Source organism: uncultured Campylobacter sp., assembly GCF_944323605.1.
Classification (GTDB): Bacteria; Campylobacterota; Campylobacteria; order Campylobacterales; family Campylobacteraceae; genus Campylobacter_D.
On the sequence record NZ_CALUTC010000004.1, the window covers coordinates 72738 to 88979 of the forward strand.

The window sequence follows — 16242 nt, forward strand, 5'->3', positions numbered from 1 at the left end:
ATAAATTATTATAAAAATAATTAATATTAAGTCAAATTTAATATTAATTTAAATACAATATTCTCTCTTTTTTACGACAAAATTTTAAACAAAAAGGTTGTATATTATGAAGAATTCAGTTTCCTCGAAATTATCCATATTAGTTGCTTTGTTATTTGTTATTTTGTTATTTGCTGTGAGCGTAGTTTCATATATAAATGTGAGAGCTTCTGTATATGAGAATTTATCAGCTATCCAACATAAAACTTTAATGGACGTTACAGATGTTCTTAATGTGTATGGAAATCAAAGAAGAAACGCTGTTATACAAACTGCTGAATTGATTGGTGAAAACTATCAAAATTATGCTCCTGCTAATTTTTTAAATATGTCTAAACTTTTACAAAGATCATCAAATTTTTCACTTGCTTACATAGCTATAGATAGTTCTGAAAATTCATATCAGTCAAATGGAAATATTAAAAACAAATCCGTAGGCTATGATACTGTAAATAGAGGATGGTATAAGGCGGCAAAAGAAGCTGGTAAGATCGTGGTTAGCGATCCTTATGTTTCATTTGATTCTCAAAAATTTGAGATGACTTACTCAGCACCTATAATACACAACGGAAATTTTGTGGGTGTTGTCGGAGGAGATTTTGAGCTAGATGAATTTTCTAGAAATGTTTTAGCCTTCGGAAAGTCTGCAACTTCTCATTCCTTTGTTCTTCATGTGGACGGTTCTTATATGTTTCACGAAGATGAAAGCAAAATTTTGAAAAAAGATGCTTTTAGCGAGTCTATAGCTTCTGCTTTTAATAAGGACCCAAGAATTTTAGATGAAAAAGTTACTGACTTCTTGTATTATGCAAAAGATGATGCTGGTGTTGAACAAGCAGTTATGTGTACTAATACCCTAAATCAAAATTTTAAAGCTTGTGTTACCACTTTAGCATCTTTATATACAGATAAGGTAAAAGAACAGCTTATTTCTACATCTATAACAGGTCTTATAGCTATTTTGATATCTGTGTTTTTGGTTAAGATATTAATATCAAGATCTTTAAAACCTTTACAGAGCATAACTCAAGGACTTATGTCCTTTTTTGATTTATTAAATCACAAAAGGCAAACATTATCACCTATACAAGTTAAAACAAAAGATGAATTTGGACAAATCGCAACTGCTATAAATCAAAATATAGAAGGTATAAGGCTTGGACTTGAGCAAGATAAACAAGCGGTGTCTCAAAGCGTGGATACTGTTCATATGATAGAAAATGGCGATTTAACAGCTAGAATTTCAGCAAATCCTAAGAATCCACAGTTAATAGAATTAAAAAATGTTCTTAATAGAATGCTTGATATTTTACAGCAAAAAATTGGATCTAATATGAATGAAATTCAAAAGGTTTTTGATAGTTACAAAATGCTTGACTTTACAGCAAAGATTAATAATGCAAAGGGAGCTGTTGAAACTACTACTAATGCACTTGGTGATGAAATAGTAAAAATGCTAAAACAGTCAAGCGAATTTGCAAACCTTTTAGTTGGAGATAGCACGAAACTTCAAGAAGCAGTTTCTGCCTTACAAAATAGCTCTAATTCTCAAGCTTCAGCACTTGAAGAGAGTGCCGCTGCACTAGAGGAGATAACATCTTCTATGCAAAATGTATCACAAAAAACAACAGATGTTATAGCCCAAAGCGAGGAAATTAAAAGCATAACTAGCATAATAGGCGATATTGCAGAGCAAATAAATCTTTTAGCTTTAAATGCAGCTATAGAAGCGGCTCGTGCGGGAGAACACGGACGTGGTTTTGCTGTTGTTGCTGATGAAGTAAGACAACTTGCTGAAAAAACTCAAAAATCATTAGGCGAAATAGGTGCTAATATCAATTTGCTTGTGCAAAGCATTAATGATATGGCAGAAAGTATCAAAGAGCAAACTGCTGGTATCACTCAAATAAATGACGCTGTAGCCAATATAGAAAGCATAACAAGAGAAAACGTAAGAATAGCAAATGATTCTGCAAATATTTCTGATAGTGTTAATAGCATAGCTAGCAATATACTAGAAGATACTAATAAAAAGAAATTCTAAAAACTATTTTTATAAGCACCTTTTGGGTGCTTAGCTTTAAGATTTTGTGCTACAATAACAGTTTTAAAATACAAAAAGGCACAATATGAACGGCTCATTGCTTATAGAAATTTTAGTTGAAGAATTACCAGCTATACCGCTTTTAAAAGAGTTAGACAATATACCTAAAAAGTGGAATAAAATTTTAGAAGAATACAAATTAAAAAGCAATTTTAACTTTTTTTATACTCCAAGAAGGCTTGTTTTATACCACGATAATTTTGCCAAAAAACAAGAAAAACAAAAATTAGAATTTATAGGTGCTCCTAAAGATTTAGCTTTTAAAGATGGGATTTTAACAAAGGCTGGACTTTCTTTTTTGCAAAAAGCAGGGATTAGCGAAGATGAGCTTTCTTTTAAACTTGTAAAAGGCAAAGAGGTTTTATATTATCAAAAGGAAGTAGAGGGTCAATACAGTAAGAATTTATTAGAAGAAATGATAAGTAACTTTCTAGATTCTCTTAGTTTTGGTAAGAGTATGCGTTGGGGTAAAGGCGATTTTCATTTTATAAGACCTATAAGAAATTTGCTTTGTATTTTAGATGATGAGCTTGTAGATATTTGTTGCTATGGTATAAGAAGTGCAAAAAGAACTTTTGTGCATAGGACTGTTTCTTATGAAGCATTTCATATAGATGGTGTTAATGATTATTTTAATTTATTAGAAAAGAATTTTGTTATATTAAATCAAGAAAAAAGACGAGAAAAAATTTTAAATGATTTTAAAGAATTAGAGCAAAAACATAATATCAAAATCAAAGAAGATAAGGATTTATTAGATGAGGTTGTAGCTATAACAGAGTATCCAAATGCTTTGTTAGGTAGCTTTGAGGAGGATTTTTTAATCTTACCTAGTGAAGTGATTATAGATTCTATGCGTGAAAATCAACGGTATTTTTCTGTTTTTAAAAACGGTGCCTTCACTAATAACTTTGTCTTTGTTAGCAATGCTGTATGTGAGGATTATTCACAGATTATTAATGGCAATGAAAGGGTTTTAAGAGCTAGACTTAGCGATGCTGTGTTTTTTTATGAAAATGATTTAAAGAGCGGTTTGTGTGTTGAAAAGCTTAAAATCATATCGTATTTTGAAGGCTTAGGAACTATTTATGATAAGGTTCAAAGGGAGAAAGAAATAGCAAAAGTGCTTTGTAAAATTTATGCAGGACTAGATGAAAAAGATATATTAGACGCCATAGAATACTCAAAATCAGATTTAGCCACACAAATGGTCTATGAATTTACTTCATTGCAAGGTGTTATAGGCTATCATTATGCCAAAAAACAGGGCTTTAAAGATGAAATTTGCCTTGCTATATTAGAGCAATATATGCCAAAATCAGAAAAAGATTCTCTTCCAAGCACCAAATTTACTAGCATTGTCGCTCTATCTAATAAATTAGATACCTTGATGTGTCTTTTTTCTATAAATCAAATTCCAAGTGGCACTAAAGATCCTTACGCACTTCGTAGAGCTGCTCTTGGTGTTTTAAAGATACTTATAAACTTAGGGGCTTCTTTTAGATTGGACGAGCTTTTAAAAAATATCTCCTTTTTGTATAAGGATTTTGATATTAAAATTTTACTAAATTTTATTTTAGAAAGACTTTATTCTTTGTATGACGCAAATGCCTCTTTCATAAAGGCTTCATTAAGAACTTATGATATAGTTCATATAGACAGTAGCATAAAAGCATTGCTTAAATTAAGCTCTGATAAAGACTTTTTCTCTTATTTTGATACATTTAAAAGACTATCTAATATAATCAAAGATAGCGAAAGTAGGGTGCTTGATGAAAAATTGCTTAAGGAAAAGGAAGAAAAAGATTTGTTTAATGCCTTTAAAGCTTGTGATTTGACTTTACCTAGTTATGAGCTTTTACGTTCTCTTTTTGCCTTAAAACCTCAAATAGATACTTTTTTTGATAAAATTATGATAAATGTAGATGATGAAAAGATAAAAAACAATAGATTGGCACTGATACAGAGCATATACAATGCTTTTTTGACTGTGGCTGATATAAAGGAGATAAGTTTATGAAATGGTTAGTATTTTTATTTTTTGCTTTACCTCTTTTAGCACAAGATCTTAATATCAGCAAGGGACAGGCTGTTATTTTAGAATTTGGTAAGAAAGGGCTTGAAAAGATAGAGAGCAAGAGTAACTTAGATAAAAAAGATAAAAAGCAAAGGTTTATGCTGCACCCAAAAGATGATAATAAAGTAATTTTAATTTTTAGCTCATCTTATAGAAAGCCTATAAAAGAAGCTGTTGTATCTGCGTTTTATGCTGATGGAGAGGTTAAAAAATATCACCTTTTAGGCGTGGAAGGCAGCTATAAGGTTGAAAAATTAACTGTTGCAAGAAATAAAATAAAGCCGCCAAAAGAAGTTCAAGAAAGGATAAGAAAAGAAATAAATGAGGCAAATCAAATTTATGCTACATTTACTGATGAGCTTTTATATGATGGGGAATTTATAAAGCCTCTTGATTCTGCTATAACAAGTGAATTTGGCACTGCTAGAATCTTTAACAATACCCTAGCAAGCTATCATTCTGGCACTGATTTTAGAGCAAAGGTAGGCACTCCTATTGTAGCGGCGAATTCGGGCATAGTAAGACTAGCAAAGGATAGGTATTATGCTGGTGGTTCTGTTATTATAGATCACGGATTTAAAATTTTTTCCCAGTATTATCACCTTTCTGAAATAAAAGTAAAACCCGGTCAAAGAGTAAGAAAAGGAGATGTTATAGCTTTAAGCGGAGATAGTGGTAGAGTAACCGGAGCACACCTTCATTTTGGTATCTTTGCTGGAGGCACACAGGTTGATCCTATGGATTTTATTAAAAAATTTAATTCATTAATAAATGAAAAACAGTAATTATTTAGCATTTAACTCCAAATTTAAAAAATACCCCGTGTAAGACCCGCTTTTTTTATGTTCTTTAGCTATTTTTTCTACATTGCCTGTGGCTATTATCTTGCCCCCTTTTATCCCACCTTCAGGTCCCATATCTATGATATAGTCAGCATTTTTTATAACATCTAAGTTGTGTTCTATGACAAAGATAGAATTTCCTAAATCAACTAAATGTTGCAAAACACAAACTAATTTATTTACATCTTCAAAATGCAATCCCGTCGTAGGCTCATCAAGTATATAAAGCGTTTTTCCTGTATCACTTCTGCTTAATTCTTTTGCTAGTTTTATTCTTTGTGCTTCTCCACCGCTTAGTGTTGTAGCATTTTGCCCAAGACTTAAATAATCAAGCCCAACTTTCATCAAGGTATCAAGTTTTTGTTTTATCTTAGGAACAGAGCTAAAAAAGTCATAAGCTTCAGTTATGCTCATAGAAAGTATGTCAGCTATATTTTTTCCTTTATATCTTATCTCAAGCGTCGCTTCGTTGTATCTTTTTCCAGCACACGCATCGCAAAGCACCATAATATCGGGTAAAAAATGCATTTCTATTTTTATTTCCCCATCTCCTGCACATTTTTCACATCTTCCACCTTTAACATTAAAAGAAAAGCGACCAGCTTTGTATCCTCTCATTTTTGCTTCTTTTGTGGAGGCAAAAAGATTTCTTATCTCGTCCATAGTTCCTGTATATGTGGCAGGATTGGATCTAGGTGTCCTTCCTATAGGGCTTTGATCCAGATAAATTACCTTATCTAGCTTGTCAAGCCCATTTATTTCTACATTTCCTATCTTTTTTATTTTTTTTGCGTGATTTAAAGCTTCTTGTGCGAAAGGAAGTAGTGTTTGAAGTATTAATGAGCTTTTTCCAGAGCCAGAAACCCCAGTAATAGCAACCAAATTTGAAAGCGGAAATTTAACATTTAGTTTTTTTATATTATTTATATTTACGTTTTTAAGTTCTAGCCATTCATTTTGCTTTCTATTTTTTAGCTGCTTTATATCTTTTTTTCCACTCATATAAAGAGCAGTCTCACTTTTGCTTTTTAAAAGTTCTTTGTAAGTTCCTGCAAATACAACCTCTCCACCAAATTTTCCAGCTTTAGGACCTATATCTACTATATAATCCGCATTTTGTATGGTTTTTTTGTCGTGTTCTACTACTATTAGAGTATTGCCTTTTTGTTCTAAATTTCTTAATGTTTTTATGAGTTTTTGAGTGTCTCTTTCGTGAAGTCCTATGCTAGGCTCGTCCAAAACATACATAACACCGCTTAATCCAGAACCTATTTGAGAGGCTATCCTTATCCTTTGTGCTTCTCCACCACTTATAGTTCTTGCGTCTCTTCCAAGACTTAAATATCCAAGCCCTACATCGTTAAGAAAAAACAATCTTTCATTTATTTCTTTTAGTATAGGTTTTGCTATGAGAGTATTTTGTTTGCTTAGATAAGAAAAATTGTTTTCTTTATTGAAAAAATTTACACACTCTTCTATACTCATATCCAAAATTTCACCTAAATTTTTATTTGCCACCTTTACTGCCAGACTTTCAGGTCTAAGCCTATGCCCTTGACAGTCTTTGCAAATTTTTTCACTCATATAATCACTTAAATCTTTTTCATCTTTTAAAATATCATACGCTATTTTCACCACACCTTCAAAAACCCTTTTAAGCCTATGTCTCTTCCACAAAAAGTCTATTTCCTTAGCATTTCCATACAGTATAAGCTTTTTATCATCTTCTTTTAGCTCATTAAATGGAATTTTTGTTTTTATATTATTTTGCTCACAGAAAGCTAGTAAAAATTTATAATAATACGCTCTGTGAAAACCGCTCATTATCTTAATTGCACCTTGCTCTAAGCTTAAATTTTCATTTATTATTTTTTTTAAATCTATGCTATAGCGAATTCCAAGACCATCGCAACTTTCACAAGCACCTTTATGCGAGTTGAAAGAAAAACTAAGAGGTTCGATCGGCACAAAAGATAGCTTGCAATCAAAACAAGCATTATGTTCGCTGTAGTGAAAATGTTTTGAAATTCCAAGTTCATCTGCATTTAAAACTTCTATTTCAAGCTCTCCAAAGCTTTCTTCCAAGCCTTTTTCCACATCGCTTGCAAGTCTTGATAATAAATCATCTTTTATCTCAAGTCTATCTATGATAAGTTTTATGCTGTGTTTTTTGGTTTTAGATAATTCTATATCCTCATCAAGCCTTACTGTTACGCCATCTATCTGTGCTCTTACATAGCCTTTATTTCTAAGATTGTCTAGCAAATCTACATAAGTTCCTTTTTTTTCCCTTACTAGAGGAGAATATATTATTATTTTAGCACCTTTTGGAAGTTTTAAAATTTCATTTACTATATCACTAGCACTCATACTTGAAATTTCCTTGCCGCAGTTGTGGCAGTGTTGTTTTCCAATCCTAGCATATAAAAGTCTTAGATAATCATATATTTCAGTGATTGTTCCAACTGTTGAACGTGGATTTTTCGAGGTGGTTTTTTGATCTATTGCTATGGCTGGTGTTAATCCATCTATCTTATCTATATCGGGCTTTGCCACCCTATCTAAAAATTGCCTAGCATAAGAGCTTAGACTTTCTATATATCTTCTTTGACCTTCTGCGTATAGTGTATCAAAGGCTAGAGTTGATTTTCCAGAGCCTGAAAGTCCTGTAAATACTATTAGTTTATTTTTTGGAAGTTCTAAATTTATGTTTTTTAGATTATTTTCTCTTGCACCTATTATTTTTATAATATCATTTTGCATTTTATTCCTTTGATACAAGTTAATAAAAATTTAACTTCTTAAATAAAGCATTTGCCGTCATACAAATACTTGCTATATATACTACAATAAGGGCATTTCTGTGCGATTTTAATTTTATTTTTTCCATTAGTTTTATACCTAAAAATACGCCAAGCATAGATGATATGCCTATTAAAATTCCTCCTATTAATACCTTTTCGCTTATATATCCTTGTCTAAAAAAAGAAAAAGTTCCGGCTATAGATGCAAATATGATAAAAAATAAAGAAATGCAAACTGTTTTTTTTGTATCGTATCCAAGAAAATAAGCAAGTATAGGAGTTATAAGCAAGCCTCCCCCTATGCCAAGTGATATTGCAAAAAGTCCGGTTATGGCACCAGCACAAAATAAAATAAATTTTTTGAAATTTTCACTTCTTTGACTTTCTTTAACAGTTGTTTTAAAGCTAAATACAAATTTTATAAAAAATATAATATTTATACACAAAAATACAGCATTTAAGCTAGTATCTGATAGCATTTTGATAAATTCTCCGCTAAAACTTGCCCCAAAAAGTCCGCCAAGACCGACAAAAACTCCATCTTTTAAATCTAAATTCTTTTTTTTGTAATTTATATAAGAGCCAAAACTAGATGCAAAAATCATTTGTAAAACAGACATAGCAACAGCTGTATGAGAGCTTAGGTTAAAAGTCAGCAAGATAGGCACTATCACAATGCCGCCTCCAAGACCAAATATACCAGATGCCATACCAGAAATAATTCCTATAAACATACAAACTATATATAAAAATTCAAATTCCATAATATATACCTAAAAATTTAAAAGAGAATTTTAGCATATTTTTTTTATAAAGAACTTACTTTGCTTATATAAAAAGAAGTGTTTTAAAATGTAAAAATAGTTTAAATTTGGTATCTAGCGATACCAAATTATTTATCTCTTAGATTTAAATCGTTTATTAGCTTGCTGTATTTTGCATAGTCTTTTTTCTTTAGGTAATTTAAAAGTCTTTTTCTTTTTCCTACCATTTTTAAAAGACCTAAACGAGAAGAAAAATCTTTCTTAAATATCTTTAAATGCTCTGTTAGCTCGGCAATTCTAGCACTAAGTAGAGCAACTTGCACTTCAGTAGAACCTGTGTCATTTTCTTTTCTAGCAAATTTAGAAATAATTTGCGACTTTTTAGCCGAATCCAAAGCCATTTTGACCTCCTGATTGGTATATTTTTAAAAGCAAAATTATAACAAAACAATCAAAAACAAAGCTTAATTTTACCCATTTTTTCTTATTTTACATATAAAAAAACTTTGTGCGAAGTCATTTCCTATTATTCTTCTTGCTAATGAATTTTCGCCTATAATAGCTTTTTTGCTTTCTAAGATATCTAAATCAAGATTTAAAATTTCTATTTTAAATTTAGAATTTAAAGCATTTTCTATAACTTCTTCATTTTCTTCTTTTGTAAAAGTGCATGTGCTATATATTAATTCCCCATTTATTTTAAGAGCATTTAATGCCGAGTGTAAAAGTTTTTTTTGAAGTTTGGCTATATTTTTTATATCTTTTTTATTTCTTTTTATGCTAAAACCAAGTTTTGAAAAGCTCGAACAAGGTGCGTCAAGTAAAATTTTATCAAATTTTAAAGGGCAAATTTTTCCTATGCTTAGTGCATTTTTGCAAAAAATTCTTGCGTTTTTAACACCATAATTTTGTAAATTATTTTTAAGTTTAAAAAATCTATCTTTACTAAGTTCTACACAGGATAAATACCCTTCATTATCCATAAAATTTGCTAGATTTATACTTTTTCCACCCGGAGCTGCACACATATCTAGCACAGTATCGTTTTTACTAACATTTAAATTTTTAGCACAAAGATAAGAGGAAAAATTTTGTATATAAAAAAGCCCTTGTTTAAAAGCTACGCTTTGACTAGCTTTGCTTTTTTCATCTATCTCGTAGCAGTATTTATCTAGTTTTTTAAATTTTATATTTTCTTTTTTAAAAATATCCTCAAGCTCCTTATTAGAGCATTTTATTTTATTTAAAAAAACACAAGCTTTTTTGTCATTTTTTAAAGATGATTTTATTTTTTCAAGTTCATCTACTGTGTAAATATTTTTTAGTTCATTTTCTAAATCATAAAGCATAGTAATCTTTCAAAAGCAAATACGCTGCTAAGGAGTCTGTTTTGCCATCTTTTTTCTTACTTTTTTTTGTTTTAATTTCAGCGGCTCTTTTGCTACTAAAGCTTTCATCTACAAATTTTATTTCCTCTTTAAAGTCAAGAAGGGATACAAAATGCTTGATTCTTTTTTGCATCTCATCCTCACTGGAAAATCCTTTTGGCAAACCCACTAGTAGAAGTGAAATTTTGTATTCTTCTAAAATTTTTTTTATTTCTAAACTAGCCTGTTCTCTGTTTTTTCTAAATACGGCATCTAAAGGTATGACAACGCTTTTATTTATGCAAAGTGCTATACCTATGCGTTTTAAACCTATATCAAGTGCTAGAGCGTTCATCACAAGAGCCTTACAGTTGTGCCATTTATTTCTATCCTACCAAGAAGCTCATATTCGTAGAGCAAGTTTCCAAATTTGGCAAATATTTTATCCACAGAATTTTCTTTTTTGCAAAATTCTAAAAAATCATCACTTTCTTTTTCTTTGACACAGGAAAACATTCTTACAAAAGCTGTAAAATCCGTTATAAGCTCTACTTCATTTTTTGCTAGTAGTAAATTTGTGCCATCACTTTCAAAGATTCTTTGTGGTAAAACAAACAGTCTTTTTTTCATCTCCTTACAAAGTCTAGCACTTTGCATAGAGCCACTTTTTAAGTCCGCTTGAGCTATGACTACAACATCACTAAGTGCTATTATAAGCCTATTTCTAAGCAAAAAATCATAAGGTTTTGCCTTATAATTTGCCTTATTTTCACTTATGGCAAGAGCATTTTCGTATATTTGCTTTATAATTTTTTCATTATTTTTGGGATAAATTTCATCAAGTCCATTTGCAAAAATTCCTATGGTATTTGGAAATGAAGCTATATGAGCTTGTATATCAACACCTATTGCACCTCCGCTTACTACAACTATACCAGCGTCTTTTAGCATAGAGGCGAGTTTTAAAACGCAATTTTTCGTATAAGTTGTAGCTCTTCTTGAGCCTATAATTGCGATTTTGGGTTTATAAAGCAAGTCTAAATTTCCCTTAAAATAAAGCTCTTTTGGCGGATTTTTAAGCTTTAAAAGCTCTTGTGGTATGTTTTTAATTATATCCATAAATTTCACTTAAATATACTAATTCTACTTCATCAAGCAAATTTTTACTTTGGATTAAAGCTTTGAATGTATTTTTTCTAGGATGACCTATTGCGATTGCAAAACCATTTTTTTTGGCTAAATTTACTGCTTTAGCTATCTGTTTTTTTATGTAAAAAATTTCATCTTTATTATCTAAAAATATATCTCTTCTTATGTATGTTTGATTAAAATCTTTTACTAAAATTCTTGCCTTACTAGCTCCTGTTGTAAGAGAATCTACAAAGATGAGTTCAAAGTTGTCAAATGCCTTAAAAAGCTTTATCATAGCTTCTTTATCGCTTGTAAATAAGCTTCCTGTGTGGTTATTTACAAATTTCAAATTTTTAAAATCATTTTTTATCTGTGCTATTTTATTATTTATAAATTCTTGCGTGTGGTTTGGTTTTAAGGTTTGTATCTCTTCATTTTTAAATTTCAAAGCTGCTAAAGGTAAATGCACCATAAAAAAGTCAAATTCTTTTGCATACTCTTTTGTGTAAGGGTGATTTTTAGAGCTTGGAAAAAATGAAGGTATCAGTTTTAATCCGGTATTTTTTAGTGCTTTTACTTGCTCTTTTGAGGACATATCATCTATGATTATGGCTAGTTTTGCGTTAGAATGCTCTTTTTTTATAAGTTTTTTACTTTCTTTTTTTTCTAAATTTAAAGTTAAATTTATATCAGGTCTATAAAATTCCTTTTTTGTTATGCTAAAATTTATATCTGGTATTTTTAATTCTTGTGTTTTTTGTCTTATTTTATCTTCTTGTATGTTTGAGCTATGATTTGTTTCAAAATTCATATAAACTTCATCTTCTAAATTCTTTTCATAATCAGCAAATAAACCTTTTGTAAGCTTTTTGCTTTCATTTTTTTCTTTGATAGTATTTATGCTTTTATTAGTTTCTGTTTTATTGATCTCATTTTTTTGAATTTCATTATTTTGCGTATTTTCTTTTTTTTCAATAAATATAAATACAAAAATTCCAAGCAAAAACAATATAAAAACTATGATACTTAGTTTTTTTATCATAAATTTTTCCCCTAACTAAACTTTAGCAAAACAAAAAGCAAAATGCGTTCCGTTTTTAATATTAACTAGACTATGGTAAAATTATTATTTTTGAAAGGTTTGTTTTATGAAAAAAATTTTTATAGCATTTTTACTTTATTTTTCATTGTTTAGTTTTGCTAAGGCTGAGGTTGATGGGTTTTATTTTGGTGGAGGTTTAGGATATGCTTCTGTAAATATAAAGCCTCAAGATGCAAATGGGGATAATTTAAATTTGCATTTCATACTAGGACATAAGCTTTTCTTTAATGAAAATATGGGTATTAGAGTTTATGGAAATTTTTTGTATGATTGGATGAATGGACTTCCAAGTCACGCCGGAAATGTTGGCTCGTATTATCATCTGGGTGCAAATGTGGATTTTTTATATAATTTTATAAACCGTGGATACACCTCTTATGGGGCATTTGTTGGGCTAAATTTAGGTTTTACTTTTTGGAACACAACAAGCCTTGATACTTATTTAAATTTTGGTCTAAGAGCAGCTTTTAATGATGCACATTCTTTAGAGCTCGCATTTAGAGTGCCTTTTGAGTATCATACTTTAAATTCAAGCACTGGCAAAGAGGGAAAACAGGTGTTTAATCCTATGCTAAGGTATGTTTATACTTTTTCTGATTATTATTAAAAATATTCTCACAAGAGGTTTTTTGTGAGATATTTTTTACTATTTTTTTTATTTTTGACTTTCACATATTCAAAACAGGATTTAAATTCACTAAGTATTATAATGGCTGGAGATGCCTTGATTCATAGCAGAGTTTATAATGATGCACAAATTGTAGAAAAAAATTCAAGCTATGATTTTTCAAAAATGCTAACTCATCTTTCTAAGCTTGTAGCTTCTTACGATTTAGCCTTTTATAATCAAGAAAGTTTGTTGGGTGGCAAAGAGCTTGGTATAAGCACTTATCCTAATTTTAATTCTCCTAAAGAATTTGGTAAAAATATGACAAATATTGGTTTTAATCTCGTATCTTTAGCAAATAATCATAGTTTAGATAAAGGAGAAAAAGGCGTTTTGTCTTCTTTGGATTTTTGGCGACAACAAAATTCCACACTTTACGCAGGCTCTTATATCTCAAATGAAGACAAGAATGAAATTAAATTTTTTATGATAGATGGTATTAAAATCGCTTTATTAGCTTATACATACGGAATTAATGGACATAATTTGCCCAGTAATAAGCCCTATTTAGTTTCTTTGATAGATAAAAAAGAGATAGAAAAAGATATAAAAAGGATAAGGAAAAAGGTTGATTTGCTCTTGGTTTCTATGCATTGGGGAGATGAATATATTTTTAAACCTAATAAAGAGCAAAGAGATTTAGCTAAATTTTTATCATCTTTAGGCGTTGATGTTATTATAGGCACACATTCTCATTTCATAGCACCTATAGAATTTATAAATGATACTTTGGTTATTTATTCTTTGGGTAATTTGCTTTCAGCACAAAATGAGCTTGAAAAAAGAGTAGGGCTTTTGGTCGGGGTTGTATTTGAGAAAAAAGAAGATAAGCCTAAGATAAGGGATTTTGGTTTTGAGCTAAGTTACACATATAGGGATAAAAACGATAAAAATTTTAAAATTTATCCATTCAGAGATTTAAATGAAAGCATTTTGACAGGGTATAAAGACATACAAGAAAAATACGAAAATATAGTTCTTGACATAAACAAAAGCATAAAAAAACAGCTGCCAAGATAGTTTATCATAGCAACTTTTGTATATATTTTACGCTTTTTATAACACCTTCTTTTTGCAAGTTTAAAAGTTTTTCTAAAATCTCTTTGCTCACTTCTTGAGGGTAGTAATACTGCATTGCCTTAAGCTCATCAAACAAAGGCTTTTCAAGCTTAAAAGCTCCTTTAAATTCACTTACACCCCCGCAGCCTAGCTCTCTTTTAAAAGTAGCACAGTAAGGATAGCACTGCTCTATGTTTATCCTTTCTAAGCCTTGTTTTTTAAGGATTTGAAGGAGGGCTTTTATATTGATATTGCCCTCTCCTAAAGGCACACCGCAAACATAATTTTGCCCATCTTCAGCAAAAACTATATGATCCTTTGCGTGTGTGCTTATGATAAACTTAGACATATTTTCACAGGCTTTCACAGGCTCTTCAAAAGCCATCATAGAATTTCCAAAGTCAAACAAAAGCCTAACTCTAGGGTGCTTGATAAGAGCTAATAAATCAAGCAAATCTTGCGAACTTTGATACTCGTGATTTTCTATAGCTAGATACAAATCATTTTCCTCTAAAAGAGGAATTAGCTCCTTTATCTGCTTAGCACTTGCTAAAAACTCCTCCTTATCAAAAGAAGCGTGAATTTTAGAATCATCATACGCTCCCTCACTAGCACTTTTTACTTTTTTGCTTTTATCCGTTAGAGGCACATAGCTTCTTATAATTTTTGCATTTAGTGCCTTACAAACCCTAGCTATCTTTTGAAATTTAGCAAGCTCAAAGCCTTTTGCGTCTATCTCGCAGTAAAAAGCATACTCATCAAGCTTTTGTCTTAGCTTACTTAAATGCTCCTCCTCATCACTTCCAAGACAGCCCCAGTTTTCATCAAGCCCGTAATCTTTTATGATGTTTATAATCACTCCATCAAGTCCTAGCTCTTTAGCAAAATCACAAAAGGAAAAGATGTCCATTTTATGGTTTTGAAACCAAAGATGCATACTTTCTGTTTCTAAGCCTAGTTTCATTGTTTCTCCTTAAGCTAGCTGTGCTTGTTTGCTTTTAATTCTTTTTAAAAGATAAGTGCTTACTAAAATTCCACACAGAGCAAAAAAGCCCATTATGCTAAAGACTATCTTATAGCCTAGAATCCCTTCATAAGTATCTATGATAAAGCCGTAAAGTGCAAAGCAAAAAAGCTGTGGCGAGTAACCAAAGATGCAGGCTATACTCATAGCCGCACCGCTGATTTCTCTAGGCATTTGTATCTCATCAACAGGAGCAAAAAAGGTCGCTCTCATCGTAAAGACTATGGCGGCAAAGCCTAGGGTTAAGCACATACCAAGATAGATATTTAGGCTTTCGTGCGGCATAAAAACAAAGATAAGCATAGCAAGAGCAGCCAAAATAAGAGCAAATCTTAAGTATCTAGTTGAGGAGTGAAAGACCTTATCCGCACAATACCCTCCAATTGGTCCTCCAACAAGCTTTAGGGTGTATTGATTGATAATGCCATACGCTCCTGCTAAAGCCACAGGCATACCATAAATATCCTTTAAGAAAGGCACAAAATAAATAAGTCCGCAGTAAATAGAGTAGATAGTAAAGATAGTTAGAGAAACTATCCAAATTTCAGGCGTTTTAATCGCTTTCATCACGCCTTGCCAAGCGGCTTTGTTTTTGCTAATTTCATTACCTTTTTCATCTGTGGTATTTATCTTATCATCTTCTAGTAAGAAATATGCCAAAACCCCTGCCACGATAACACAAAGACTATAAAAGATTATGGCAGCCTTTAATCCTCCAGCACCAGAGCCTAAAAGCACGAAAATTCCTAAAGCTGAAAAGGCAACTATGGTATCAACTACGCCACGACCAGCTTCTAAAAAGCCAAAGAGCCTGCCTTGTTGGGTGGAATCTCCAAGCAAACGAATAGCCTTAAGTAAAACAGGCCAATACACCACCTCGCCAAATAAAGACAAAAGCCCCCAAGCGATTAATATCCCATAAAAGCTAGGAAAAGAAGCGATATAAAAGCCTATAAGTCCAACGCAAATCAAAGAAAATGGTATCAAAATCTTTTTTGAAAACCTATCGGCGATGTAGATGGAGGCGAAATTTCCCACCGTTTGCACTATGCCATAGACCGAGAGGGCTAGGCCTATTTGGGTATTGCTTAAATTCATAAATTCTTGCATAGGCACATAAAAGGCATCTTTAAGTGAGGAGAGCTTAAAAACCGTGCCTCCACCGATAACTAAAACTATGAAGGTAAACCACCTAATAGGCTTTGCGGAACTCATTTTTTCTCCTTTTGATAATATTTTATTATCAATCTTTGCATAGTTTT

General features: G+C 31.2%; 14 protein-coding genes. 5 read left to right on the plus strand and 9 right to left on the minus strand.

What is annotated here, in order from left to right:
* Window positions 1-106: 106 nt before the first annotated feature.
* The 3 genes from Q0J35_RS03720 to Q0J35_RS03730 all read left to right on the plus strand — a co-directional run bounded on the left by Q0J35_RS03720 (window position 107) and on the right by Q0J35_RS03730 (window position 5005).
* Window positions 107-2083 (plus strand): methyl-accepting chemotaxis protein, encoded by a 1977-nt coding sequence (locus Q0J35_RS03720; protein WP_297193222.1) that lies wholly within the window; start codon window positions 107-109, stop codon window positions 2081-2083.
* Window positions 2084-2168: 85 nt separating this feature from the next.
* The gene (gene glyS, locus Q0J35_RS03725) at window positions 2169-4163 is read left to right on the plus strand and encodes a glycine--tRNA ligase subunit beta (RefSeq protein WP_297193224.1); all 1995 of its coding nucleotides are present in this window, start codon (window positions 2169-2171) and stop codon (window positions 4161-4163) included.
* The gene (locus Q0J35_RS03730; protein ID WP_297193226.1) at window positions 4160-5005 is read left to right on the plus strand and encodes a M23 family metallopeptidase; all 846 of its coding nucleotides are present in this window, start codon (window positions 4160-4162) and stop codon (window positions 5003-5005) included. The genes glyS and Q0J35_RS03730 overlap by 4 nt, the downstream gene beginning before the upstream one ends.
* Here Q0J35_RS03730 and uvrA read toward each other — a convergent pair whose 3' ends face one another.
* From uvrA to Q0J35_RS03765, 7 genes are all read right to left on the minus strand, one after another.
* Entirely contained in the window at window positions 5006-7825 is a 2820-nt protein-coding gene (gene uvrA, locus Q0J35_RS03735; RefSeq protein ID WP_297193228.1) for an excinuclease ABC subunit UvrA, read from the minus strand.
* Between the two features lie 19 nt (window positions 7826-7844).
* Entirely contained in the window at window positions 7845-8630 is a 786-nt protein-coding gene (locus tag Q0J35_RS03740; RefSeq protein WP_297193230.1) for a sulfite exporter TauE/SafE family protein, read from the minus strand.
* A 128-nt stretch (window positions 8631-8758) separates the two neighbouring features.
* Window positions 8759-9031 carry a 30S ribosomal protein S15 gene (gene rpsO / locus Q0J35_RS03745; RefSeq protein WP_297193232.1) on the minus strand — a complete coding sequence of 91 codons (273 nt, stop codon included), beginning with the start codon at window positions 9029-9031 and terminating at the stop codon, window positions 8759-8761.
* Window positions 9032-9100: 69 nt separating this feature from the next.
* Window positions 9101-9979, minus strand: coding sequence for an RsmB/NOP family class I SAM-dependent RNA methyltransferase (locus Q0J35_RS03750; RefSeq protein ID WP_297193234.1), 879 nt, complete (start codon window positions 9977-9979; stop codon window positions 9101-9103).
* Complete coding sequence (ruvX, locus tag Q0J35_RS03755) at window positions 9969-10352, minus strand: Holliday junction resolvase RuvX (RefSeq protein ID WP_297193236.1); 384 nt, start codon at window positions 10350-10352, stop codon at window positions 9969-9971. Before ruvX ends, Q0J35_RS03750 begins: the two co-directional genes overlap by 11 nt.
* A complete protein-coding gene (locus Q0J35_RS03760; protein ID WP_297193238.1) occupies window positions 10352-11116 on the minus strand; it encodes a DNA-processing protein DprA in 765 nt (254 codons plus the stop codon). The genes ruvX and Q0J35_RS03760 overlap by 1 nt, the downstream gene beginning before the upstream one ends.
* Window positions 11103-12170: a divergent polysaccharide deacetylase family protein gene (locus tag Q0J35_RS03765; protein WP_297193241.1), complete on the minus strand. Its 1068-nt coding sequence runs from the start codon at window positions 12168-12170 to the stop codon at window positions 11103-11105. Before Q0J35_RS03765 ends, Q0J35_RS03760 begins: the two co-directional genes overlap by 14 nt.
* Before the next feature lie 106 nt (window positions 12171-12276).
* Between Q0J35_RS03765 and Q0J35_RS03770 the strand changes: the two genes are divergently transcribed.
* Together Q0J35_RS03770 and Q0J35_RS03775 are read left to right on the plus strand one after the other, a co-directional pair.
* Window positions 12277-12837, plus strand: a complete 561-nt coding sequence (locus tag Q0J35_RS03770; protein ID WP_297193243.1) for an outer membrane beta-barrel protein — start codon at window positions 12277-12279, stop codon at window positions 12835-12837.
* Between the two features lie 24 nt (window positions 12838-12861).
* Window positions 12862-13917, plus strand: coding sequence for a CapA family protein (locus tag Q0J35_RS03775; protein WP_297193245.1), 1056 nt, complete (start codon window positions 12862-12864; stop codon window positions 13915-13917).
* Between the two features lie 4 nt (window positions 13918-13921).
* Here Q0J35_RS03775 and Q0J35_RS03780 read toward each other — a convergent pair whose 3' ends face one another.
* Both Q0J35_RS03780 and Q0J35_RS03785 read right to left on the minus strand, forming a co-directional pair.
* Window positions 13922-14920, minus strand: coding sequence for a TIM barrel protein (locus Q0J35_RS03780; RefSeq protein ID WP_297193247.1), 999 nt, complete (start codon window positions 14918-14920; stop codon window positions 13922-13924).
* Between the two features lie 9 nt (window positions 14921-14929).
* Window positions 14930-16195 (minus strand): MFS transporter, encoded by a 1266-nt coding sequence (locus Q0J35_RS03785; RefSeq protein WP_297193249.1) that lies wholly within the window; start codon window positions 16193-16195, stop codon window positions 14930-14932.
* Window positions 16196-16242 lie beyond the last annotated feature (47 nt).

Excerpts from the sequence above, each read along its gene's own strand:
- Q0J35_RS03720 (WP_297193222.1), top strand. The coding sequence starts at position 107 with ATGAAGAATTCAGTTTCCTCGAAATTATCCATATTAGTTGCTTTGTTA.
- glyS (WP_297193224.1), top strand. The coding sequence starts at position 2,169 with ATGAACGGCTCATTGCTTATAGAAATTTTAGTTGAAGAATTACCAGCT.
- Q0J35_RS03730 (WP_297193226.1), top strand. The coding sequence starts at position 4,160 with ATGAAATGGTTAGTATTTTTATTTTTTGCTTTACCTCTTTTAGCACAA.
- uvrA (WP_297193228.1), bottom strand. The coding sequence starts at position 7,825 with ATGCAAAATGATATTATAAAAATAATAGGTGCAAGAGAAAATAATCTA.
- Q0J35_RS03740 (WP_297193230.1), bottom strand. The coding sequence starts at position 8,630 with ATGGAATTTGAATTTTTATATATAGTTTGTATGTTTATAGGAATTATT.
- rpsO (WP_297193232.1), bottom strand. The coding sequence starts at position 9,031 with ATGGCTTTGGATTCGGCTAAAAAGTCGCAAATTATTTCTAAATTTGCT.
- Q0J35_RS03750 (WP_297193234.1), bottom strand. The coding sequence starts at position 9,979 with ATGCTTTATGATTTAGAAAATGAACTAAAAAATATTTACACAGTAGAT.
- ruvX (WP_297193236.1), bottom strand. The coding sequence starts at position 10,352 with ATGAACGCTCTAGCACTTGATATAGGTTTAAAACGCATAGGTATAGCA.
- Q0J35_RS03760 (WP_297193238.1), bottom strand. The coding sequence starts at position 11,116 with ATGGATATAATTAAAAACATACCACAAGAGCTTTTAAAGCTTAAAAAT.
- Q0J35_RS03765 (WP_297193241.1), bottom strand. The coding sequence starts at position 12,170 with ATGATAAAAAAACTAAGTATCATAGTTTTTATATTGTTTTTGCTTGGA.
- Q0J35_RS03770 (WP_297193243.1), top strand. The coding sequence starts at position 12,277 with ATGAAAAAAATTTTTATAGCATTTTTACTTTATTTTTCATTGTTTAGT.
- Q0J35_RS03780 (WP_297193247.1), bottom strand. The coding sequence starts at position 14,920 with ATGAAACTAGGCTTAGAAACAGAAAGTATGCATCTTTGGTTTCAAAAC.
- Q0J35_RS03785 (WP_297193249.1), bottom strand. The coding sequence starts at position 16,195 with ATGAGTTCCGCAAAGCCTATTAGGTGGTTTACCTTCATAGTTTTAGTT.